Raw genomic sequence first — 22,880 nt, 5'->3', positions numbered from 1 at the left:
GCTTCAGTTATATCGCGCGTTTGATTTATGTGTTTTAATCATGGCATGATTGAGAAAACACTACCGCACCCCACTGAAGACGCCCGCAAGCCGCGCTCCGATGGCGAACAGTCGCGCGAGCGGCTGCTCCATAGCGCCATCCGGCTGTTTGCCGAACAGGGCTATGCACGTACCTCGACGCGTGAGCTGGCGCAGGCGGCCGGCACCAATGTCGCCGCTATCAGCTACTACTTTGGCGACAAGGCCGGCCTGTACCGCGCCGCCTTTGCCACGCAGTCCATCGATCCGCAAATCAATATCGCGCAGTACGACCAGCCGCACTTCACGCTGCGCCAGAGCCTGGCCGGCTTCTACACGCAGCTGCTGGCACCGATGCAGCAGGGCGATCTGGCCTGCGACAGCATGCGCCTGTGGTGCCGTGAAATGCTGGAGCCGACCGGCCTGTGGCAACGCGAGATCGAAACCAATATCCGTCCCGAACACGAAGCGCTGACCCGCGTGCTGGCGCGCCACCTGGGCACCACTGCCGACAGCGACGACATGCACAGGCTGGCGTTCTCGATCGCCTCGCTGGCCCTGCAGCATATGGTGGGCGCCGATGTAGTGCGCACGCTGCGCCCGCAACTGCTGGCAACGCCGCAGGCTGCCCACGACTGGCTCGAACGCATGACCGATTATGCCATGGCGATGACGCAGGTCGAACGCGCGCGCCTCGCTTCCCCTCCAACCATCGATACCGCAAAAGGACAAGCATGAGGAAGTCTCCCTACGCCCTGGCCGCCGGCATGCTGGCGCTGGCCGGCTGCACCGTGCAGGGCCCGCCGCCCGGCGTGGCTGCGGCAACGCCGCTGCAATGGCAGGCGCCGCTGCCGCACCAGGGCAATGTGCAGGAACTGCGCCACTGGTGGCAGCAGCAGGGCGACGCGCTGCTGGTCGAGCTGATTGCCGACGCCCAGGAGGCCAGCCCGACCATTGCCACCGCGCGCACCCGCATCGTGCAGTCGCGCGCCGACCGCGTTGCCAGCGGCGCGGCGCTGGCGCCCACGCTTGACGCCACCGGCAGCGTGGTGCGCACCAGCCAGCAGTCGGCGCAGCCTGGTGGCACCACCTCGCAGGCAGCGCTGCAGGCGTCGTGGGAAATCGACGTGTTCGGCGCCAACCGCGCCACGCGTGACGCCGCCCAGGCGCGCTATGACAGCGCGCAGGCCGGCTGGCACGATGCACGCGTATCGGTCGCGGCCGAAGTGGCCAACCAGTATTACCAGCTGCGCGCCTGCCGCCAGTTGCAGGCCGTGGCCGAACAGGACGCCGCCTCGCGCAGCGATACGGCGCGCCTGACCCAGCTGAGCGCCGACGCCGGCTTCCAGCCGCCCGCCAATGCCGCGCTGGCGCGCGCCAGCGCCGCCGACGGCGCCAGCCGCGCCATCGAACAACGGGCAGCGTGCGACAGCAACGTCAAGGCGCTGGTGGCGCTGAGCGCCATGCCGGAACCGCAGCTGCGCAGCAAGCTGGCCGCCAGCGCCGAAGTGCCGTTGTCGCCGGCGACGGTGGCTGCGCTGCCGGCCCAGCTCCTCAGCCAGCGGCCCGATATTTTCAGCGCCGAGCGCGAGGTAGCTGCCGCCAGCTTCGAAGTGGCCGGTGCACAGGCGCAGCGTTACCCGCGCCTGTCGCTGGCCGGCTCGATCGGCGCCGGCAATATCCGCGCCGGCGGCAGCAGCATTTCGGCCAGCACCTGGAGCATCGGCCCGCTGGCCGTCAGCCTGCCGGTGTTTGACGGCGGCCGCCGCCGCGCCCAGGTCGACGCCGCGAAGGCGCGCTATGACGAAGCGGTGGTCAGCTACCGCGCCAGCGTGCGCCAGGCCGTACGTGAGGTGGAAGATGCGCTGCTCAGCCTGCAAAGCACCGAAGAGCGCAGCAGCCATGCGCAAACATCGCTCGAAGGCTACCGCGTCGCTTTCGTTGCAACGGAAGACCGCTACAAGAACGGCCTGGCCAGCCTGCTGGAACTGGAAGACGCGCGCCGCACGCGCCTGGCCGCTGAAAATACCGTGGTCAGCCTGGCGCGCGAGCGCAACGCCGCCTGGGTCGCGCTGTACCGCGCTGCCGGCGGTGGCTGGAACACGACAACTCTTGCCTCGACGGACAACCCATGAAAAATATCGCACTCAAGCCCATGACACTGGCCATTGCCATCGCCTGCGTTTGCAGCCTCGCCGGCATTGCCCTGTACTCCCCTGCCTCGACGGCAGCGAGCGACAAAGACAAGCCAGCCGTGCAAAAGCCGGCCCTCTCCGTCACCGCCGCCAAGCCGCAGACGGCCAGCCTGCCGATCAAGCTGTCGGCCAACGGCAACGTGGCCGCCTGGCAGGAGGCGGTAATCGGCAGCGAATCGAACGGCCTGCGCCTGACCGATGTGAAAGTCAACGTGGGCGATGTGGTGCGCGCGGGGCAGGTGCTGGCCGTATTCTCGAACGACACGGTCAACGCCGATGTAGCGCAGGCCAGAGCGAGCGTGCTGGAAGCCGAAGCCAATGCCGCCGAAGCGGCCGCCAACGCCCAGCGCGCGCGTTCGCTGCAAACAAGTGGCGCCATCAGCGCCCAGCAGATCAGCCAGTACCTGACGGCCGAGCAGACCGCCAATGCGCGCATCGCACTGGCCAAGGCGCAGCTGTCCACCCAGCAACTGCGCCTCAAATACACGCAGGTGACGGCGCCCGACAGCGGCGTCATTTCCTCGCGCTCGGCCACCGTCGGCTCGGTGGTCGGTGCCGGCACCGAACTGTTCCGGCTGATCCGCCAGAGCCGCCTGGAATGGCGCGCCGAAGTAACAGCGACTGAACTGGTCAATATCAAGCCGGGCATGGCCGCGCAGGTCAAGGCCGCCAATGGCAGCGTCTTGACTGGCAAGGTGCGCATGATTGCGCCAACGGTCGACCCGCAGACGCGCAATGCGCTGGTGTATGTCGACCTGCCGACCAGCAGCGCCAGCGCGCCGTTCAAGGCCGGCATGTACGCCAGCGGCGAATTCGAGATGGGCAGCTCGAACGCCCTGACCGTGCCGCAACAGGCGATTGCCGTGCGCGATGGCTTCAGCTATGTGTTTCGCCTCAATGCCGACCAGCGCGTGAGCCAGCTCAAGATCGAACCGGGCCGGCGCCTGGCCGAGCGCATCGAGGTGCTCAAGGGCCTCACGGCCGACACTACCATCGTGGTCAGCGGCGCGGGCTTTCTGAACGACGGCGACCTAGTGCGCAATGTGGCCACCCCTGCAGCACCAGCAGCAGTCAAAAAATAAGGCGGGCGCATGAACTTCTCCTCCCTGTCGATCAAGAATCCGATCCCGGCCATCATGCTGTTTGCCCTGCTGACGCTGGCCGGGCTGATCGCCTTCAAGGCCAATCCGATCCAGGATTTCCCCGATATCGAACTGCCGATCGTGACCGTCAGCGCTTCGCTGCCGGGCGCCGCACCAGCGCAGCTGGAAACCGAGGTGGCGCGCAAGATCGAAGACTCGGTCGCCACCTTGCAAGGCGTGAAAAACATCTACACCAAGGTGCTTGACGGCGTCGCTACCGTCACCGTTGAATTTGTCCTGGAAAAGCAGATTGCCGAAGCGGTCAACGATGTGCGCGATGCTGTGGCGCGCGTCAAGGCCGATATGCCGGCCGAGCTGCGCGACCCCACCGTCACCAAGGCCTCGACGGCTGGCCGGGTGATACTGACTTTTATCGCCTCGCCCAAGGCCGGCGTCGACAATCCGCTCGATGCGCCCGACCTGTCCTGGTATGTCGACAATACCGTTGCCAAGCGCCTGCTGACGGTGCCCGGCGTGGGCGCCGTCACGCGCCTGGGCGGCGTGTACCGCGAGATCCAGGTTGAACTCGACGAAGCACGCATGGCCGCGCTGAAGGTGTCGGCACTGGACGTGTCGCGCCAGCTGCGCCTGGTGCAGCGCGAAGCGCCGGGCGGACGTGGCGACGTCAGCGGCGCCGAACAGTCGGTGCGCACGATTGCCACCGTCAAGTCGGCCGAGGAACTGGCCAGGGTCGATATCCCGCTGCCGGACGGGCGCCATATCCGCCTCGACCAGGTGGCGAACGTGCGCGACACCATCGCCGAGCCGCGCGCCGTGGCCGAGCAGGATGGCAAGCAGGTCGTCGCCTTCGAGGTTTTCCGCACCAAGGGCGCCAGTGAAGTGGCGGTCGCCAATGGCGCGCGCGAAGCCGTGGCCGCGCTGCAGCAGGAAAACCCCAGCGTGGTGATCACGCAGTCGATCGACAATGCGCAGCCGGTCGAGGAAAACTTCGACGGCTCGATGGAACTGCTCTATGAGGGCGCGGTGCTGGCCGTACTGGTGGTGTGGTGGTTCCTGCGCGACTGGCGCGCCACGCTGGTCGCTGCCGCCGCCCTGCCGCTGTCGGTGATGCCGGCTTTTCTCGGCATCTACTGGTTCGGCTATACGCTCAATACCGTCACGCTGCTGTCGCTGGCGCTGGTGGTGGGCGTGCTGGTCGACGACGCCATCGTGGAAATTGAAAATATCTCGCGCCATCTGCGCATGGGCAAGACGCCGATGGAGGCGGCCATGGAAGCGGCCGATGAAATCGGCATGGCCGTCATTGCCACCACCTTTGCGCTGGTGGCCGTGTTCCTGCCAACGGCCTTCATGAGCGGCATCCCTGGCCTGTTCTTCAAGCAGTTCGGCTGGACTGCCGTGCTGGCCGTGCTGGCCTCGCTGGTGGTGGCGCGTCTGCTCACGCCGATGATGGCCGCCTATATCCTCAAGGCGCTGCCGCACAAGGAGGAACAGGACGGCTGGCTGATGACGCGCTACCTGAAGGTGATGCGCTGGTGCCTGAACCACCGCGGCATTACGGCGCTGGCTTCGCTGGCGTTTTTTGTCTGCTCGATCATGCTCGTGCCGCTGCTGCCGACCGGCTTTGTGCCGGCCGCCGACCGCGCGCAGACGCAGATCAACCTGGAACTGCCGCCCGGCTCGACCCTGGCCGAAACCGAGGCAGTGGCCGCGCAGGCGCGCGCCGCAGCCATGCAGGTGCCCGGCATCAAGGGCGTCTTCAGTTCGATCGGCGGCGGTTCGAGCGGCGACGCCTTTGCGCCGGGCGCCTCGGCCGAAGCGCGCCGCGCCGTGCTGACGCTGACCACCGTGCACCGCACCGAGCGTAAGGAATCGATGGCGGGCCTGGAATCGCAGCTGCGCCAGAAGCTCGACAATATTCCCGGCGCACGCTTTACCGTCGGCCCGCCCGACACCGGCGTCAAGATGCAGCTGGTGCTGCGCTCGGAAGACCCGGTGGCGCTATTGAGCGCGGCGCAAAAGGTCGAGCGCGAACTGCGCGGCCTGCATGGCATCGGCAACGTCAATTCCAGCGCCTCGCTGGTGCGCCCGGAAATCATCGTGCGGCCCGACTTTGCACGCGCAGCTGACCTGGGCGTGACGGCCGCCTCCATCGGCGAGACGGTGCGCGTAGCCACCGCCGGCGACTACGACACCGACCTGACCAAGATGAACCTGCCCGAGCGCCAGGTGCCGATCCGCGTCAAGCTGCCCAACAGCGTGCGCGCCGACCTGGCCGCCATCGAGCGGCTGACGGTACCCGGCAAGAACGGGCCGGTGCGCCTGGCTACGGTCGCTTCCGTCAGCATGGAAAGCGGTCCGGCGCAGATCGACCGCCTGAACCGCAGCCGCAACGTCACGCTCGACGTGGAACTCGGTTCGCGCACGCTCGGGGAACTCAATGTCGAAGCGCGTGCGCTGCCGTCAATGAAAAACCTGCCGCCCTCGGTGAAAATCGCCGAACTGGGCGACGCCCAGGAAATGGCTTCGCTGTTTGCCAGCTTCGGCCTGGCCATGCTGATCGGCGTGCTGTGTATCTACTGCGTGCTGGTGCTGCTGTTCAAGGACTTCATGCAGCCGGTAACCATCCTGGCCGCGCTGCCGCTGTCGATCGGCGGCGCTTTCGTGGCGCTGCTTATTACCGGCAGCGCCTTGTCGATGCCGTCGATGATCGGCCTGATCATGCTGATGGGGATCGTGACCAAGAACTCGATCCTGCTGGTCGACTATGCGATCCTGGCGCGCCAGGCCGGCATGGACCGTTTCGATGCGCTGGTCGACGCCTGCCACAAGCGCAGCCGGCCGATTTTGATGACCACCATCGCGATGGGCGCCGGCATGATGCCGCTGGCGCTGGGCTGGGGCGCCGACCCGAGCTTCCGTTCGCCGATGGCGATCACGGTGATCGGTGGCCTGATCACTTCGACGCTGCTGAGCTTGCTGGTAGTGCCAGCCGTGTTTACCTATATCGACGACCTGGAGCACCTGCTCAAGCGTGGCCTGGCACGCGTGCGCCGGCACAAGGCGCCAGCGCTGGCGCGGCAGGACAAGGTGGTGCTCGATAAGCCCTGAGCGGACTTTGTGACAAAAGTACTGCATGGGACAAGAAAGCGGTGTTGCGGCGGTGTGGCCGCGCTACACCGCTTTTGTCTATCTGGCATACTTTACACATTTCCATCCTGCTATCGGCATCACTTATGAACACCCACCCACCACCATCGTCACGCCTGCTCCCCTCACTGCTGCTGGTGCTTGCCAGCGGCTTGATGCTCACTGCCTGCGGCAAGAAAACCGCGCCGACAGAGGCGCAGCAGGCCTATGTCGTTACCGTACCGGCAGCTGCAACGCCAGCGACAGAAAATGCGCCCGACGCGGCCGCTGCCGTCAAGACCGAGGATGAGAAAGACCAGGAGCGCGAGCGCCAGCGCGAAATCGAACGTGAGCGCGAACGCGAGCGCGAGGTACCGATGATGCGCGCGGTGTTCGGCAAGGACTACCGCGCCGAAAGCGAAGATGCGCTGGCCGACCTGACCGATCCCGAAAATCACAGGGAAAAGCTCAGCTATGTGGTCAGCGCCGTCGGCCACAAGATACTGCCGGACGGGCGCGTGATCCTGCTGGCCAATGCGGAAACGGCCAATACCGAAGGCACGGCCGAATCGGCGCACGTTTCGCAGGGCCTGCTCAATGTGTTTTTCCTGAGCCCGAAGGGCAAACCTGGCGACGGACAGTGGCAGGTTACCAAACGCCTGGAAAACGTGGCGGCGTTCGGCTCGTTTGGCCAGCTCGGTGAAATTATCTGGGTTACGCCCGGTGCGGGCAAGATCGGCCTGGCTGTGCGCCACGGCTATACGGGCCAGGGCTACACGATCGAACAACTGGCGCTGTTTGAACTGGGCCAGGACAGCATTAGCGAACTCAATGGCAGCATCGACCTGCATTCGGACAATATGGGCGCCTGTGGCCCGGAAACCGAAGAATGCTGGCAGGTCAACGGCGCCTGGCGCTTTGTGCCAGCCAAGGATGGCGGCCCGTACGACGACCTGGTGGTGAGCTTTTCAGGCGCCACCGAAAAACTCAAGACCGGCGCCGCCGTCAAGCCCGACGAAGACCCGCCCCGCACTTCGACGCCGATCAAGGGTCACGCGCGCTATGCGTTTGACGGCAAGGTCTACAAGCTGGTCGAGGGCAAGAATATTGTGCCGGGAGTTTGACACGAAGAGAGTAGGTCGGATTAGGCCCCGCGGGGCCGTAATCCGACAACATTGTTAACGCTGCGGGTGTTTGTCGGATTACGAGGGGCTTCGCCCCTCTAATCCGACCTACGGCATCAGGATTTTCAGATTTTACCGTCGTACCTTGTCCAGCCTTGCCAGCAGCGGCGCATACATGCTGCGCGTATGGCTGGTCCAGCGCTGCATGGCGCTGTCGATGTCCTGGCACAGGCGTTCGGCCAGCACCTGCTCGGACGGCCCCTGCTGCAGCGCCCAGATCGCGTATTCGGCGCGCGCTTCAAAGCTGCCGTGGCGCGTCAGCGCGTCGTCAAATTCGCCTTTTGCTTCGGCCTGGCGGCCGCTTTGCGCCAGCGCGCGCGCTGTCAGCAGCGAGACGATCTCGGGGCGGAAATGCAGGTCGCTGCGGCGGATGAATTCCAGGTGCGTGAGCGCCTCGGCACCGCGCTCGCATTCGAGATAGGCGCGCGCCGCGCCCAGGCGGATTTCCAGGTCCGAAGCAAATGCCCCCTGCAGGCACGCTTCATAGGTCGCCGCTGCGGCCGGCGCATCGCCCGCTTCAAGCTGCGCGCTGGCCAGGCGCATCTGGTTTTGCGCCGTCGGCGTGTAGTCGTAGGCCTCGCGCGCTTCACGCAGTTCGCGGTGCGGATCGAGCACCTGCACTGCCTTGGAAGCTACCTTGCGCGCGCCCTGCGGCAGACGTGAGCCAGGCAGGACGATGGCAAACAGATACACCACGCTGCCCAGCAGCGGGAACATGAACAGGATCAGCAGCCAGTACAGCGGCTGGCCGTTGCGTACCACGTGCACTGCAAAAAATATCGCGACCAGAATATGCAGGCCGATGCCAAAAATTTCCATTCCCCTACTTCTCCATGCTGTGTGGCGGTAGCCGGCACGATGCCGCTACCTGCCTGATATTACACCGGCAATTTTAATGCTGTCATGGCGACGCTGCCATAGTAAAACACTTAAACGCGTTTCAAGGCATCGCGCTCCAGCCGCCGCCCATGGCGCGGTACAGGTCGACCGAAGCCACCAACAGGCGCGTCTTCAGTTGCAGCAGGCCGACATCGGCGCTGTAGAGCGTGCGCTGGGCGTCGAGCTCCTCCAGGTAGGAGGCGTAACCATTGCGGTAGCGGTTGTGCGCAATGCGCAAGGTCTCGGCTGCCGTGGCGCGGCGCGCGTCGTTTTCCACCGCCTGCTGGCGCAAGCGGTAAATCGCATCGAGGCCATTTTCGGTTTCCACCAACGCGCTCCTCACCACGTTTTCATAGGCATACACCAGTTGGTCGCGCTGGGCGCCGGCGGTATCGGTCTGCGCCTGCACACGCCCGCCATCGAACAAGGGCGCCGTTGCCAGCGCGCTCAATCGCCATAGCGCCGTGGGCGCGTTCAGAAAATCGGTCAGCGTGGTGGCCTGGCCGCCGCCGCTCACGGTCAGCTTGAACGACGGCAGCAGCTGGTCGCGCGTGGCGGCCAGGCTGGCGTTGGCGGCGGCCAGGTTATGTTCGGCGCGCGCGATATCAGGCCGCCGGCGCAGCAGCTCTGACGGCAGACCGGCCGGCACCGGTGGCGCCGCCAGTTGCGCCAGCGGCAGGCCGCGCGTAATCGGTCCCGGATTGCCGCCCACCAGCATGGACAGCGCATTTTCCTGCTCGAATATCTGCCGCTGCAGCTGCGGTATCTGCTCGGCCGCAGCATGGTATTCCGACTGCGCCTGCTGCCATTCGAGCTGCGAACTGTAGCCCACTTCAAACTGCCGGCGCGCCAGTTCGCGCGATTGCACGCGCGATGCCAGCGTCGCTTCGGTCAGCGCCAGCTGGGCATCCAGGCCGCGCAGGTTCAGGTAAGCACTCGCCACGCTGGCTGCCACCGACAGGGCCGCCGCATCGAAGCTGGCCTGCTCGGCGCGCAAGCTCTCGCCGGCCGCATCGGACAGCTTGCCCAGGCGGCCCCACACATCGATCTCGTAGCTGGCCTGCATCTCGGCCTGGAACACATTGGTGACATAGGGCGCGCCAAAGGCGTTCAGGGTGCGCGTGCGGGTGGGCGAGCCGTCGGCACTCAGGACAGGCGCGCGGTTGGCGCCGGCCTGCGCCAGGCGCGCACGGTATTCCTGCACGCGCGCACTGGCCACGCGCAAGTCGCCGTTGTGCGCCAGCGCGCTGGCTACCAGCTCGCTCAATACCGGATCGCCAAAGGCCTGCCACCACTGCTGTTCGACCTGCGCTGCGCCGCTCGCCGCTTGCTGCGGCGCGCGCCAGCCAGAGGGCAGCTGCAGGGTCGACGGCGGCTGCGGCGGCGCGGTGGCGGCGCAGCCCGAGAGCACCAGCACCAGCGCCAGCACGCCAGGCCGGATACAGCGACGGCGCATCATGGCCTGGCCTTTTTCGGTGCCGGCGCCGGTGCCGGATTCTGGGCCGAATCATTGAGTTCGGCCGAGGTGTCGATGCTGACTTCGACCGACATGCCCGGCGCCAGCCGGCGCGCATTGGCCTGGCCCGGATCGATGCGGATGCGCACCGGAATGCGCTGCGCAATCTTCAGGTAATTGCCGGTTGCGTTATCGGCCGGCAGGATCGAGAACTCGGAACCGGTGGCCGGCGAAATGCGCTCAACCTGGCCCGTCAGCTCGGCGCCGTCGAGCGCATCGACGCGGAAGGTGGCGCTCTGCCCTTCCTGCACACCGTTCATCTGGGTTTCCTTGTAATTGGCGATAATCCATATCTGGCGCGGCACCAACGCCATCAGCTGCGCGCCCGAATTGACAAACGCGCCCTGGCGCACCGTCACCTGGCCCAGCTGGCCGTCTTCGGGCGCCACGATGCGCGTATTGTCGAGATCAATTTTCGCGGCCTTGAGGGCGGCCCTGGCGCTGTCCACGGCCGCTTCGAGCGACTGCTTGCTGACCACCACCGAACGCACGCTCTGGTGCGCGATATCGACATTGGCCCTGGCCTGCGCCAGTGCGGCCGCCATCTGCGCCTGGGTGGCGCGCGACTGGTCGTATTCGCGCTGCGACAACGAGCCGTCGGCCACCAGTTGCTCCACGCGCGCCAGGTCGGCCGCCGCCTTGCGCGCCTGCGCTTCGGCATTGGCCAGCGCGGCGGCGCTGACGGCGGTATTGGCCTGCGAGGTAGCGTGCTGCTGCGCCCAGTTCGACAGTGCGGCCTCCTGCGCCGCCAGCTGCGCCTGCGCCTGTTCCAGGCGCTGCTGGTAAATGCGGTCGTCGATGCGCACCAGCAGCTGGCCGGCCTTGACGTCGACAAAATCCTGCACGTGCACTTCGGTGACATAGCCCGACAGCTGCGTGCCGATAATCGTCACCTGGCCGCGCACGGTGGCGTTTTCAGTGGTGACGACGGGACTCGTAAACGGCGGCAGGCGCCACGCATAGAGCACGATCAGCACGCCCACCAGCGCCACCGCGGCAAAGGCGGCCGTCGACAGCCACTGGTAGCGGCGGTCCGGCGGCGGCACTGATGGTGCTGATGGCGCTGATGGCGTTGCAGCAGGCGGGGGTGCCGATGGCGGCGGCGTTGGTGTCGGATTATTTTCTGTCATGTTGAGGTTCCGAATTGGTAATGGGGACGATGGACATGGCCGTCTGCGCATCGTGCACCGGACCGACCAGGCGCCGCGCGCCGACGGTAATCTGGGTCCAGAAGGCGCTGACCAGCATCCAGGCAAACGTGATCATGGCCACGCCGGCAATCAGCAGGAAGACATCGTTATAGGCCAGCACATTGGCTTCGCGCGTGGCGATCGCGCCGAGACGCGCCGCGCCTTCGGCACTGCGCAGGGCCGGGTCGGTAAGCATGCCGCCATAGGCGGCGGCGCCCGACTGCACGCGCGCGGCCACCTGCGGATCGAGCAGGCTCAGGTTCTCGACCAGATAACTGGAATGGAATTTTTCACGCGCCGTCTGGATGGTGCCGACAATGGCCGAACCGAGCAGGCCGCCCAGGTTCTGGGTCATGGTAAACATCACCGAAAAGCTGACCAGATTGCGCGGCTCGGCAATCACGGCGCTCATGCCGGCCACCATGGTGGGGCCGAGAAAATAGGTGCCGCCAAAGGCCAGCAGGAACTGGCTGACATACATGTTGACCGGGCGCGTCTGGCTGGTGGCGTGGCCGTCTATCAGTGCACCGATCGCGATCATCACCAGCGCCAGCATCAGCGAACGGTGCAAGGTGGCCGGATTGATGGTCAGCGCGCTGGTCACCAGGCCGGCCACGCTACCGAGCAGCACCACCATGAACAGGCTTTGCATCTGGTCGGTATTGAGGCCCAGCGCCTGCAGAAAGCCCACCGCGCCGGTCGACTCGGACAGCACCACGCGAAACAGCATCACCGACAGGAACAGCTTGGCGATCTTTGCAGTCGACAGCCAACGCGTGTTGATCAGGGGACGGGCGCGGTTATGTTCAATGGCCAGCGCCGAGGTCACCAGCACGATGGCGCCCAGCAGGTTCAGGCCTACCCACTGCGAGTCCATCCACCAGGCGTTGCGCCCCTGCGCCAGCACCGCGCACAGCAGCGCCACGCCCGGCGCAAACAAAATGAAAGTGAGGAAATCGAGCGGCTCGAATGTTTGCACGCGGTCGCCAGGCGGCAGTTTCAGGGCCAGCACGCAGCCCAGCGCCAGCAAGGTCAGGCCCAGCTCGAACAGATACAGGCCGTGCCACTCGCCCAGCTGCAGCAGTTCCGAGCTGAAAATGCGTGCCAGCGGCAGCGCCAGCTGCGCAAAACCCAGCCCCAGTACCACGGCCTTCAAGCGGTGACGCGCCGGAAATGCCTGCAGCGTGTAATACAGACCCAGAACGCCCAGTGCACCGCCGACCATGCCATGCGCAGCGCGCACAGCGATGGCCGAGGACAGCGAATTGGCATACAGGTGGGCAAAGGTGACGATCGCATAGAGCACCAGAAACGCTTCGGTAAACAGGCGCAGGCCGAACTGCTGGCGGAACTTCACCACCAGCAGATTCATCGACACGATGGTCATCACATAGGCAGCCGGCAGCCACTGCATCTGGTAAATGGTGGCGCCCAGCGAACCTTGCAGATTGTAGATATTGGCGATCACCAGCCCGTTGCCCAGCCCCCCAGTCAGCGCCACGATCAGGCCGACGACAAAGTACGCGACGCGCTTTCGCGTCGAGTGTTCCGGGTTGGAGGGAGAACCTGGCAAGGTCGGGCGTTCTGCCGGACTCCAGGTTCGCGGTGTGTAGGTATCCATGCGGCGAATATGATCTGGTTAGGTCGTGCGCTCACGCATGCACGGCGTTAGCCAGCAGCATATCACTGCCGTCAAAAGAGATGATTTATATTGCCTGGCGCGCTGCGGTGTAAATCAATAGGAAGTGAGCGTCCCAGCGCCACAAGCACACCAGTAAAGGTGACAACACGCCTGGCGCCGGCACAGGAGCTTCGGGCCAAGACAACACCTGCGGCGCCAACAATGTTGTCGGATTACGGCCTGCGGCCTCGGCGGCCCCGCCTAATCCGACCTACAGTTATGTCCGCCATTTTCTCGCCCTGCGACTTTCAATGAATCAGACGGGCCGCCAGGACCCGTCTGATGCCGGTACTACTTACACCCTCGGCGGATCCGTCTCGCGCGTATAAGCGCGGTGGGCGGCAATGGCTTGTTTGAAGGTAGCCAGAGCCTGCGCCACATCGGCAGCGGGCGCCACGATCACGGCCGGGTCAGGCGTGCCGTCCGGCAGGGCGTCCGGTATGCCGGCCTTTTCAAGCAGCGTGGCGCCGGCCTCGATCAGCAACATCGGCTTGCAGTGGCGATATTGCTGGCGCAGGAAGTCGAGCGCATTGGCGTCCGCCGACAGCTGCCGGGCAGCCGCCTCGCCATCGGGCACGATCACTGCGTCGTACAGTACGGCCGGTCCCGCTTCGAGCGATACTTCAACCGCCAGCGGCGCGCCCTTGCCCGTATCGACCTTGCCCAGCTGGCTGCCCACCAGGCGCGGTACGGCGCCGTCGGCCAGCAGCGCATCGTACAGCTGGCGCACCTGCGCGCCGTCGCTGCCCGGCCCGATCAGGATGGCCACGCGGCGCGTGTGAATGCCGGTCTTGCCGGGGCGGAAGGTCAGCGACAGCGCCGGCGACGGTGCATACTCGGGCACCGGCAGCACGGCCATGCTCGGCATGGCCGGCGGCAGCGCCAGACCCAAGTCGTCAGCCAGGCGCTGCGCCAGCGTCTCGTCGACATTGCGCAGCATGGCCACGATGCGCTCGCGGATCGCCACCGTCTGCACGCGCGTCAGCTCGAAGCGGAACGCATGCACGATATGGTCCTGCTCGTGCGGCGTCTGGCTGATCCAGAACAATCGCGCCTGCGCGTAGTGCTCGGCAAATTTCTCGGGCTTGCCGCGCACCTTGTCGCCTTCGCCGGACGCCGGAAAGCTGTTGAAGCCGCGCGGGCCCGCCTGGAACGGCGCGCCGCCGGCCAGCGAATTGGGCTCGTAGGCGACGCGCCCCCGGTTGATGGCCTGGCGGTGCATGCCGTCGCGCTGGTTGTTGTGCACCGGCGCAATCGGCGAGTTGATCGGAATTTCATGGAAGTTCGGGCCGCCCAGGCGCGAGATCTGCGTGTCGACATACGAATGGATACGCCCTTGCAGCAGCGGATCGTTGGAAAAATCGATGCCGGGAATAATGTGCGCGGTGCAGAACGCCACCTGTTCGGTCTCGGCAAAGAAATTGTCGGGATTGCGGTTCAATACCATCTTGCCGACCGGTTGCAAAGGCACCAGTTCTTCGGGAATCAGCTTGGTCGAATCGAGCACGTCAAAATCGAACGCCTCGGCCTGCTCTTCGGTAAACACCTGCAGCGACAATTCATATTCCGGGTACTCGCCGGCCTCGATGGCTTCCCACAGGTCGCGGCGATGGAAGTCGGGATCGGCGCCGCTGATCTTGACCGCTTCGTCCCACACCAGCGAATGCGTGCCGGCCAGCGGCGACCAGTGGAATTTACAGAACACCGATTCGCCCTGGGCATTGACCAGGCGGAAGGTATGCACGCCAAAGCCTTGCATCATGCGGTAGCTGCGCGGAATGGCGCGGTCGGACATCACCCACATCAGCATATGGGTAATTTCCGGCATCAGCGAGGCGAAATCCCAGAAGGTGTCGTGCGCGCTGGCCGCCTGCGGCATGCCGTGATGCGGTTCGGGCTTGACGGCGTGCACCAGGTCGGGAAACTTCATCGCATCCTGGATAAAGAACACCGGGATGTTATTGCCCACCAGGTCCCAGTTGCCTTCATCGGTATAGAACTTGACGGCAAAGCCGCGCACATCGCGCGCCGTATCGGTCGAGCCGCGCTCGCCGGCCACGGTGGAAAAGCGCACGAACACCGGCGTGCGCTTGCCGGCCTTGGCAAAGGGCGCCGCGCGCGTCAGCGTGCTTTGCTCCTTGTAGCATTCAAAATAGCCATGCGCGGCCGAACCGCGCGCATGCACCACGCGTTCGGGGATGCGCTCATGGTCGAAATGGGTGATCTTCTCGCGCAGGATAAAGTCTTCCAGCAGAGTATGGCCGCGCAAGCCCGCTTTCAGCGAATTCTGGTTGTCGCCCACCGGCACGCCCTGGTTGGTGGTCAGGGTGCAGCCGGTATCGTCGGCGCGCGCGCGGTCGAGCGGCGCATTGCCGGCGTTTTCGCCGATCAGCGGCTGGCCGGCGCCCAGCTTGGGTGAGGCCAGCGTTTCGCCGGTGGTGCTGCCGGTGGCCGCTACGTCCGGCGGCGCCACATGCTCGCCTTCCTGCGCCTGTGCGCCGTCGCCATATTGCGGCGCCACGTTGGGATTGCCGGGCATGGCGGCGGACAGGTCCTGGCTGGCAGCAACTTTCTGGCGCAATGCTTCGGCCACATCATTGCCGCCGCCAAGGCTTTTCGGTGGCGGTGCGGAAGGGCCCGCCATGCTGCTCAGTACGGATCCGGCGCCGTCAGTCGGCGCCGCTTTTTTGGTGGTAGCCATATATCTCCTGAAAATGAAAAAGTGAACAATGCGAAACAACCACGCAGGCCACGCGGCCGGAAAAACCAGTAAAAAGGGCGCTGTTCCTCTGCCATGACAGCAAGAAGAACAGCGCCCATCAGAGCATCAGCCGATTCAGGCAGCGCTTATTTGCGCGAGCTCAACAGTTTCGACAGGCCGTAGCCGGCCGCAGCAGCGATCAGCAGCGACACGCCCGGACGCTCGCGCACATAGCCGCGGCCCGACTCGCCCGCTTTCTGGCAGGCGGCGCCCAATTGCTTGCCGCGCTCCATCAGGCGCTCGGATGCTTTCGAGACGGTATCGCTGACCTGGCTGATTTTCTCGCCGACCTGGTCGACGCCTTCGTGTACGCTGGAGGCAACCTTGTCGACCACCGGCTTGGCCTGGTCGGCTACCTTGTCGATGGTTTTATGCACGTCCTTGCTGGCGTCCTGGGCGGTGTCTTTGACGTCGGCGGCAGTTTTTTCAATCGCGTTCATATGGGTTCCTTTTGGTAGTGAATAAACACTGGCGGCGCATCGCGCGCCAGCCGTTGTATCCACCTTAACGCCGCACGCCAGCGCTGACCGTGCGCTGCCTCACGTTGTGCAACAGACCAAAATTCCTGGCGGAAATGAAAAACCCGCCGGCGTTGACCGCGGGCGGGTGCAAACATGGGAATATCGCGACATCCGACAACATTGTTGGCGTCGCAGGTGTTGTCGGATTACGGCCCCGCAGGGCCTAATCCGACCTACGGATATCAGAACTGTCCGCGCAACGTCAGCGTGACATGGCGCGGTGCGCCATACCAGCCCTGGTACGCGCCCTGGTAGTAGCGCTTGTCGAACAGGTTGGCCACGTTGAGCGACGCCTGCCAGTGGGGCGAGATGCGGTAGCCGGCCATCGCGCTCCAGACGGCGTAGCCGCTCTGCTGGCGCAGCGACGGGCCGGCCGGTGCATAGAGGTCGAGGTCCGACGTTTCCGACTGCAGCGACACGCCGCCGCCCAGCGTCAGGCCAGCCAGCAGCGCTTCGGGTTTGTAGGAGGACCACAGGCGCAGCATATGGCGCGGATTGTAGTCGTGACCGTAAGGCTGGCCTTCGTACGGGGTCGGCAAGCCGTTCTCGTCGCGGTTGATCACGTACCTGGCCGCGTTGAAGGTGTAGCCGGCCGACACCTGCAGGTTTTTCAGCACTTCACCGGACAGCTCGGTCTCGAAGCCTTCGCTCTTGACTTTGCCGCCATTAAGCGAGCAGCCGCCCGTTGCCGGCGTGCCCGGGCAATTGAGCGGAAACTGCGGATCGGTGGCCGCCAGGCCGTCCTGCACGGTATGGAACACGGCGGCCGACGCGTTGAGCCTGCCGTCGAACAGTTCGCCCTTGAGGCCCGCTTCATAGTTCTTGCCGATGGAAGGCGAAAGCGGCTTGCCGCTGGACGTATAGCGGCTGCTTTGCGGCGTAAAAATATCGGTATAGCTGCCATACAGCGACCAGCGCGCGTCAAGCCTGTAGAGTGCCGCGACAAACGGCGTGAATTCACGGCTCTGCTTGTAGGCGCTGCCAACCTGGCCGGTGCCGCGATCAACATCCTGGTAGTCATACCAGCTGACGCGTCCGCCCAGTATCAGGCTGAGCGGCTCACTCAAGCTCAGCTTGACGTTGCCATACACGCCCTGCGTGACAGTGCGGCTGTAGATGGCCGGCCCCCATGCCGGGCGCGCAGGCTCGGCCACCGCAGCCGTCGTGAAACGGTTGAAATCGACAGGATAGGCTGGCGAAAAACTGACGCGCACGTCGCGACTGTCGATCTCGTTGCGCTGCCAGTTGGCGCCGACGATCACGCTGTGCTGGCGGCCCAGTGCAGTAAATTTGCCGCTCAGCTGGCCATCCACGCCGGCATCCTCGTACTGATCGTCGCCATACACGACGCTGTTGATCGAGACGCCAGTCAACGTTTGCGGATTGACATAGCCGGCGCGGCGCGTAGCCTTGTCCTGGCGCTCGCTTTTGAGGTAGCTGCTGCTCAGTTTGAACTGCCAGTCATCACTGAAGCGGTGCGACAGTTCGGCAAACAATTCATGGCCCTTGACGTCCAGGCTGGTCCATGAAGGGGCCATCGAAGTCGAGCGCGGCAGGTGCAAATCGCTGCCGTCGGTCGACTGCGGCAGGCCGCCGATCCAGCGGCCGCCATCCTGGTGATAGGACTGGGTGCGCGCGCCGGCCGTCAGCATGGTGTCGCTGCCGAGGTCGGCCTCGATAATGCCGTACAGCAGCGGCGCGTCGATCTCGGTCTGCCTGACCCACGATTGGCGCTGCTCGTACGCCGCCACCACGCGCCCGCGGATCGAACCGCTGTCGTTCAACGGCCCGCTGGCGTCGACATCAAAGCGGTAGTTGGACCAGCGGCCGGCGCGCGCCGTCAGGTTAATCTGCTTTTCCGCCGTCGGGCGCTTGCGCACGAAATTGACGGTGCCGCTGGGGTCGCCATTGCCGACCAACACACCCGGCGCGCCACGCAGCACTTCCACGCGGTCGAAGATGGCCAGGTCGGGCGCAATGCCGATGCCGCCATAGTCGCCGCGCGGAACACCGTCGACCTGGAAATTGCTGATACCGAAGCCGCGCGCGTTATACGTGAAATGGCCGAAATTGCGCTCCTGCGCCGTCACGCCGGTGCTCTGCAGCAGCACATCGGCCAGCGTCAGCATGTTCTGGTCATCCATGCGCTGGCGCGTTACCACCGTCACCGACTGCGGCGTTTCGCGCAGCGACTGCGCACCTTTGCCGATAGTCAGTTGACGCGCCGCGTAAGAGCCGCTGTTTTCAGTGGCGGCATCGGCGCGCGCCGTAACCAGCACCGGCGCCATGGTTGCTTCCTGCGCCACCAGCCGCTGCGCCGCCACGATGGTGACCGCATTGCCGTCGATATTGGCCTGCAGGCCACTGCCCAGCAACAGGCGGTCGAAGGCCTGGCGCACGGTCAGGCGACCGGTCACGGCATGACCTTCTTTACCGGCCAGCAGGACCGGCGTGGCCAGCAGCGTCACGCCGGACTTGCGCGCCAGTTCCGACAAAGCCTGCGCCAGCGGCTGGGCGCCAATCGCAACGTCCAGCGTGGCTTCCTGGCTGGCGGCGACCTGCGCCATGGCCAGCGGCGAGGCGCCCAGCGCCATGGCAACGGCCAGCGCCAGCGGCGCCAGGGAAATGCGGGGTGGTGACATCTGCATACACTCTTCTCCAATAGGGGTGGTGGGCGGCGCCGCGGAAAATGCGCCGTATGCAGAAGAAGACGTAACAGCCAGGGCAACCCTGATGCCGGATAAAAAATTATTTTGCTGTTGCCGCAGCAATCACCTGACCACCGCACCCATCGGGCAGCAGGCGCACCGGCAGCACCAGCGGCAGGCTGCGCGCAAAGCGGTCGATATGGGCCAGTTCCACGCTGGCAGTGACGGGCAGGCCGGCCACGCGCGCGTCGCGCACCGCCAGGCCGCTGTCGCCATAGCGCGCCAGTTCGGCCAGCACGTCGGCCAGCGGCACATTGTCAAAGTTGAGGCGGCCGGCCAGCCAGTCGGCCATGGCGTTGACCGGCATGCTGCCTACCGGCCCCAGCCGGCCAAGCGCATCGGCGCTGATGGTCTGGCCCGGCAGCAATTGCACCGTGACCGGCGGCGCGCCGGGCGCTGTCGACTGCACTTTGACCTGGCCTTCCAGCACCGCCACCTGCACCGCGCCCTGGCCGGACCCGGGCGTGTGGCGCACCACGAAACGCGTGCCCACCACGGTAATGCGGGCCGCGCCGGCCAGCACGTCGAACGGCCGCGCGCGGTCGCCCTGCACCTGGAACAGCACCTGCCCTTCCGACAGGCGGACCTGGCGCCGCTGGCGGTACAGGGTGACGTCGGCGCTGGTGGACGTATCGAACTGCAGATGGCTGCCATCAGGCAAATCGGCAGCCAGCTGCTGGCCGCGCGCGCTGGCGTAATGCTGTTCGAACACGGGCAGGCTTTGCCAGTAGCGCCAGCCGCCCCAGCCGGCAGCGAGCATGCACAGCGCGGCAATACTGGCGGCGGCCTGCGGCAGCCAGCGCGCGCGCCGCGGCGGGAGGCAGTCATGCGCGGTGTCTTCTGCCAGCGCCTTGCGGCAGGCAGCCACGGCCAGCATTACATGGCGTTCGACCATATTGACGCTGATGCCCATTTCGGCCGCCACGTCGGCATGGCTCAGGCCATCGATACGATGGCGTACAAAGGCGGCGCGGCAGCGCGGCGGCAGCGCTTCGATGGTATCGGCCAGCAGGCGCAGACGCTGCATGCCGGCCACCACCTTCTCCGGTTCGCAGCTGGGCAAGGCCGCCTGTTGCTGCAGGACCTCGTCGCTGTCATGCTGGCGCACCCGCAGGTGGCGGTGGCGATCCACCAGCAGGTTGCGGGCGATCTGGTAGAGCATGGCACGCGGATTATCGGTGCGCTGGCCGGCATGCTGGGCCGACAACAGGCGCTCGAAAGCGTTCTGCACCAGGTCCTGTGCTTCGTGTCCATCCCTGACGGCATGCGTGAAAAAATTCAGCAACTCATTGTAGTAATGGACACCCACAGTACCCCGGCAATAACGCAAATAAGATTCATTCTCATTATCGCCGTAAAATGTTTCTTAAGCAAGTTCAACCGTGGACAGCGGTGCGCAGCCTTGCATCGACCGAATAGCGCCCGGCGCCGCTGATGGCAATCGTCCCGAACACAATGATCAGCAGCCAGCCGAACTGCCCATCGGCAATGCTCCAGTCCGGGTGTACCAGCAGCATCGACACCAGCAGCAGGAACAGGAACGGCAGGCTGGCCAGGCGCGTCAGCAGGCCCAGCGCCACCAGGATCGGGCACAGCACTTCGGCAAAGATGGCGCAATACAGGGTCAGTGCGCGGCCCATGTGCAGCGGATCGTCGATATGGGCCAGCTCGTCGGAAAAATGCAGCAGCTTGGGCAGGCCGTGTACATGCAGCACCAGCAAGGCGCCGGTCACGCGGGCAAACAGCAGGCCCGCATCGGGCGTGAAAGGGCCGCACAGGGCGGCCAGCAGACTTCTCAATTTCATGATGGCTCCGGATGATAATGATGATGAGTCCGCGTCAGCATAGGCAAGCGCCGTCACGGCCACACCTGTCAAAAGGCCAGCCCGCCAGCCGCACCAAAACTGGCCATTCGGCAGGAGCCGTTTCCAACGACAGCGGCTAGACTGGCTTTGCTTGTCTCCACAAACGCTTATCCCTACAAAAGGAACGCCATCATGTCGAACAAAATCGCCACCAGCACGCCAAACCTGACCGTCAATACCGTGACCGCCAAAGACGGCACCGTCATCCACTACAAGGACTGGGGCAGCGGCACGCCGGTGGTCTTCAGCCACGGCTGGCCGCTGCAAGGCGACGCCTGGGAAGACCAGATGATTTTCCTGGCCAGCCACGGCTACCGCGTGATTGCGCATGACCGCCGCGGCCATGGCCTGTCGAGCCAGCCATGGACCGGCAACGACATGGACACCTACGCCGACGACCTCGGCACCCTGCTCGACGCGCTCGACGTCAAGGATGCTTTCCTGGTCGGCCACTCGACCGGCGGCGGCGAAGTGGCGCGCTATATCGGCCGCCACGGCGAAGCGCGCGTGGCCAAGGCTGCGCTGATTGCCGCCGTGCCGCCGCAAATGGTGCAGTCGCCTACCAATCCGGGCGGCCTGCCGATGTCGGTGTTCGACGGCATCCGCGCCGGCGTGCTGGCCGACCGCTCGCAATTTTTCAAGGACCTGTCCGAGCCGTTCTACGGTGCCAACCGTCCAGGCGCGAAAGTGTCGCAAGGCCAGCGCGATACTTTCTGGCTGCAAGGCATGCAGTGCGGTATCAAAAATGCCTATGACTGCATCAAGCAGTTCTCGGAAACCGACTTTACCGAAGACCTGAAAAAAATCACCGTGCCGACCCTGGTGGTGCATGGCAGCGACGACCAGATCGTGCCGATCGACGCCGCCGGCAAGGCCTCGGCAAAGATCGTCAAGCATGCCAAGCTGGTGATTTTCGAAGGCGCGCCGCACGGCCTGCCAACCACCCACAAGGATCGCCTGAACGAAGAGCTGCTGGCCTTCCTCAAGTCCTGAACAACACGCTGCCGTTGCCCGGCAAGCGTGTAATCTTGCAGTAATAAAAACGCCGCACTTGCCTGCGGCGTTTTTGCTTTTATCGCCTCGCAATAAGAATATTCCTACCCTCCCCCATTCGTATAACAATGATTTGCTGCATTGCGCGCATACTGTCTTCATCGCGGCTCAGGCCGCACTGACCGACAGGATATGACGATGAACGCCCCAGCACTATGCCGTGCCGTCGCCTGTGCGCTTTGCACTGCGCCACGGTCAGTTTTGCCTTGCCAGCGTGCGGCCACTTAAATGGGCAGCATTCTCTATCAGCCGCTGGCGGGCGGCACACCAAAACACACGCGGCATGCCGCAGCGCCCAGTGCGCCATTGGCATTGCAACCTGACGCCGCACGCACCGCGCGCATCAGCACCATGGGCGAATTTGCCGCCTCGATCGCACATGAGGTCAATCAGCCGCTGTCGGCCATCGCGCTGCATGCCAACGCGGCACTGCAGTGGCTCGATCACGATCCGCCACGCCTGGAACAGGTGCGTGCAGCGCTTGCCCTGATTGCCGACGCCAGCACCGGCGCCAGCGCCATGATCCGCAACCTGCGCGCACTGACCGGCAAGGCGGCGCCGAAAGCCGAGCTGTTTGCCGCCGACCAGGCCATCAACGATATTTTGCTGCTGCTGGCGCCGGAACTGGCATACCGCCAGGTCAGCGTGCATCTGCAGCTGATGCTGGGCCAACAGCTGGTCTGCGCCAACCGCGTGCAGTTCCAGCAAGTGCTGATGAATTTGATCAGCAACGCCATTGCTGCCATGCAGGACCACGGCGACCGGCCGCGCATCCTGCAGATCATGTCCTGCCACGAGCACGACATGCTGTGTTTCAGCGTCGCCGACAATGGTGTCGGCATCGCCCCCGAAGCCAGCGAACATATTTACCACGCCCTGCATTCAAGCAAACCTGACGGCATGGGCATGGGACTGGCAATCTGCCTCGCCGTGGTCCAGGCGCATGGCGGCCACCTGTGGCACGAAGCGGCAGCGCCGGACGGCACAGGAACGGTGTTTCACTTCACCTTGCCCATTACCTGATATTGACGTTGCGCCTTATGCCTTGCCCCTGCATGCGCGCACACAGAAAGGAAC

General features: G+C 64.9%; 16 protein-coding genes. 7 read left to right on the top strand and 9 right to left on the bottom strand.

The features are described 5' to 3' along the window. The first annotated feature begins 45 nt into the window (after nt 1-45). From GCM43_RS08850 to GCM43_RS08830, 5 genes are all read left to right on the top strand, one after another. On the top strand, nt 46-756 hold the full coding sequence (locus GCM43_RS08850; RefSeq protein ID WP_152243298.1) for a CerR family C-terminal domain-containing protein: 711 nt from the start codon (nt 46-48) through the stop codon (nt 754-756). Next, the gene (locus GCM43_RS08845) at nt 753-2,153 is read left to right on the top strand and encodes an efflux transporter outer membrane subunit (protein ID WP_152243296.1); all 1,401 of its coding nucleotides are present in this window, start codon (nt 753-755) and stop codon (nt 2,151-2,153) included. Before GCM43_RS08850 ends, GCM43_RS08845 begins: the two co-directional genes overlap by 4 nt. Further along, a complete protein-coding gene (locus tag GCM43_RS08840; RefSeq protein ID WP_152243294.1) occupies nt 2,150-3,295 on the top strand; it encodes an efflux RND transporter periplasmic adaptor subunit in 1,146 nt (381 codons plus the stop codon). Before GCM43_RS08845 ends, GCM43_RS08840 begins: the two co-directional genes overlap by 4 nt. A 9-nt stretch (nt 3,296-3,304) precedes the next feature. Further along, nucleotides 3,305-6,427, top strand: a complete 3,123-nt coding sequence (locus GCM43_RS08835; protein ID WP_152243292.1) for an efflux RND transporter permease subunit — start codon at nt 3,305-3,307, stop codon at nt 6,425-6,427. Between the two features lie 125 nt (nt 6,428-6,552). Beyond that, nucleotides 6,553-7,569 (top strand): hypothetical protein, encoded by a 1,017-nt coding sequence (locus GCM43_RS08830; protein WP_152243290.1) that lies wholly within the window; start codon nt 6,553-6,555, stop codon nt 7,567-7,569. A gap of 132 nt (nt 7,570-7,701) precedes the next feature. On the opposite strand, the gene GCM43_RS08825 is transcribed toward GCM43_RS08830, so the two are convergent. From GCM43_RS08825 to GCM43_RS08785, 9 genes are all read right to left on the bottom strand, one after another. After that, complete coding sequence (locus GCM43_RS08825) at nt 7,702-8,448, bottom strand: hypothetical protein (RefSeq protein ID WP_152243288.1); 747 nt, start codon at nt 8,446-8,448, stop codon at nt 7,702-7,704. 121 nt (nt 8,449-8,569) lie between these two features. Beyond that, complete coding sequence (locus GCM43_RS08820; protein WP_226929404.1) at nt 8,570-9,967, bottom strand: efflux transporter outer membrane subunit; 1,398 nt, start codon at nt 9,965-9,967, stop codon at nt 8,570-8,572. Next, nucleotides 9,964-11,070: an HlyD family secretion protein gene (locus GCM43_RS08815; RefSeq protein WP_319636950.1), complete on the bottom strand. Its 1,107-nt coding sequence runs from the start codon at nt 11,068-11,070 to the stop codon at nt 9,964-9,966. The genes GCM43_RS08820 and GCM43_RS08815 overlap by 4 nt, the downstream gene beginning before the upstream one ends. Nucleotides 11,071-11,140: 70 nt before the next feature. Then, nucleotides 11,141-12,835 (bottom strand): MFS transporter, encoded by a 1,695-nt coding sequence (locus GCM43_RS08810; protein WP_152243284.1) that lies wholly within the window; start codon nt 12,833-12,835, stop codon nt 11,141-11,143. A gap of 355 nt (nt 12,836-13,190) precedes the next feature. Further along, a complete protein-coding gene (locus GCM43_RS08805; RefSeq protein WP_152243282.1) occupies nt 13,191-15,596 on the bottom strand; it encodes a catalase in 2,406 nt (801 codons plus the stop codon). A 146-nt stretch (nt 15,597-15,742) separates the two neighbouring features. Continuing rightward, on the bottom strand, nt 15,743-16,096 hold the full coding sequence (locus GCM43_RS08800) for an ElaB/YgaM/YqjD family protein (protein ID WP_152243280.1): 354 nt from the start codon (nt 16,094-16,096) through the stop codon (nt 15,743-15,745). Between the two features lie 263 nt (nt 16,097-16,359). Beyond that, nucleotides 16,360-18,819, bottom strand: coding sequence for a TonB-dependent siderophore receptor (locus GCM43_RS08795; protein ID WP_226929403.1), 2,460 nt, complete (start codon nt 18,817-18,819; stop codon nt 16,360-16,362). Nucleotides 18,820-18,925: 106 nt separating this feature from the next. Then, complete coding sequence (locus tag GCM43_RS08790) at nt 18,926-20,194, bottom strand: sigma-70 family RNA polymerase sigma factor (RefSeq protein WP_226929402.1); 1,269 nt, start codon at nt 20,192-20,194, stop codon at nt 18,926-18,928. 67 nt (nt 20,195-20,261) lie between these two features. Beyond that, on the bottom strand, nt 20,262-20,690 hold the full coding sequence (locus GCM43_RS08785; RefSeq protein ID WP_152243274.1) for a DoxX family protein: 429 nt from the start codon (nt 20,688-20,690) through the stop codon (nt 20,262-20,264). Between the two features lie 192 nt (nt 20,691-20,882). Here GCM43_RS08785 and GCM43_RS08780 point away from each other — a divergent pair, with 192 nt between their 5' ends. Both GCM43_RS08780 and GCM43_RS08775 read left to right on the top strand, forming a co-directional pair. Continuing rightward, nucleotides 20,883-21,743: an alpha/beta fold hydrolase gene (locus GCM43_RS08780; RefSeq protein ID WP_152243272.1), complete on the top strand. Its 861-nt coding sequence runs from the start codon at nt 20,883-20,885 to the stop codon at nt 21,741-21,743. Nucleotides 21,744-22,031: 288 nt separating this feature from the next. Further along, nucleotides 22,032-22,826 carry a sensor histidine kinase gene (locus GCM43_RS08775; RefSeq protein WP_152243270.1) on the top strand — a complete coding sequence of 265 codons (795 nt, stop codon included), beginning with the start codon at nt 22,032-22,034 and terminating at the stop codon, nt 22,824-22,826. Nucleotides 22,827-22,880 lie beyond the last annotated feature (54 nt).

It is taken from the genome of Janthinobacterium aquaticum, assembly GCF_009208565.1.
GTDB lineage: Bacteria > Pseudomonadota > Gammaproteobacteria > Burkholderiales > Burkholderiaceae_D > Janthinobacterium.
This window is presented reverse-complemented; position numbering and strand designations above follow the sequence as displayed.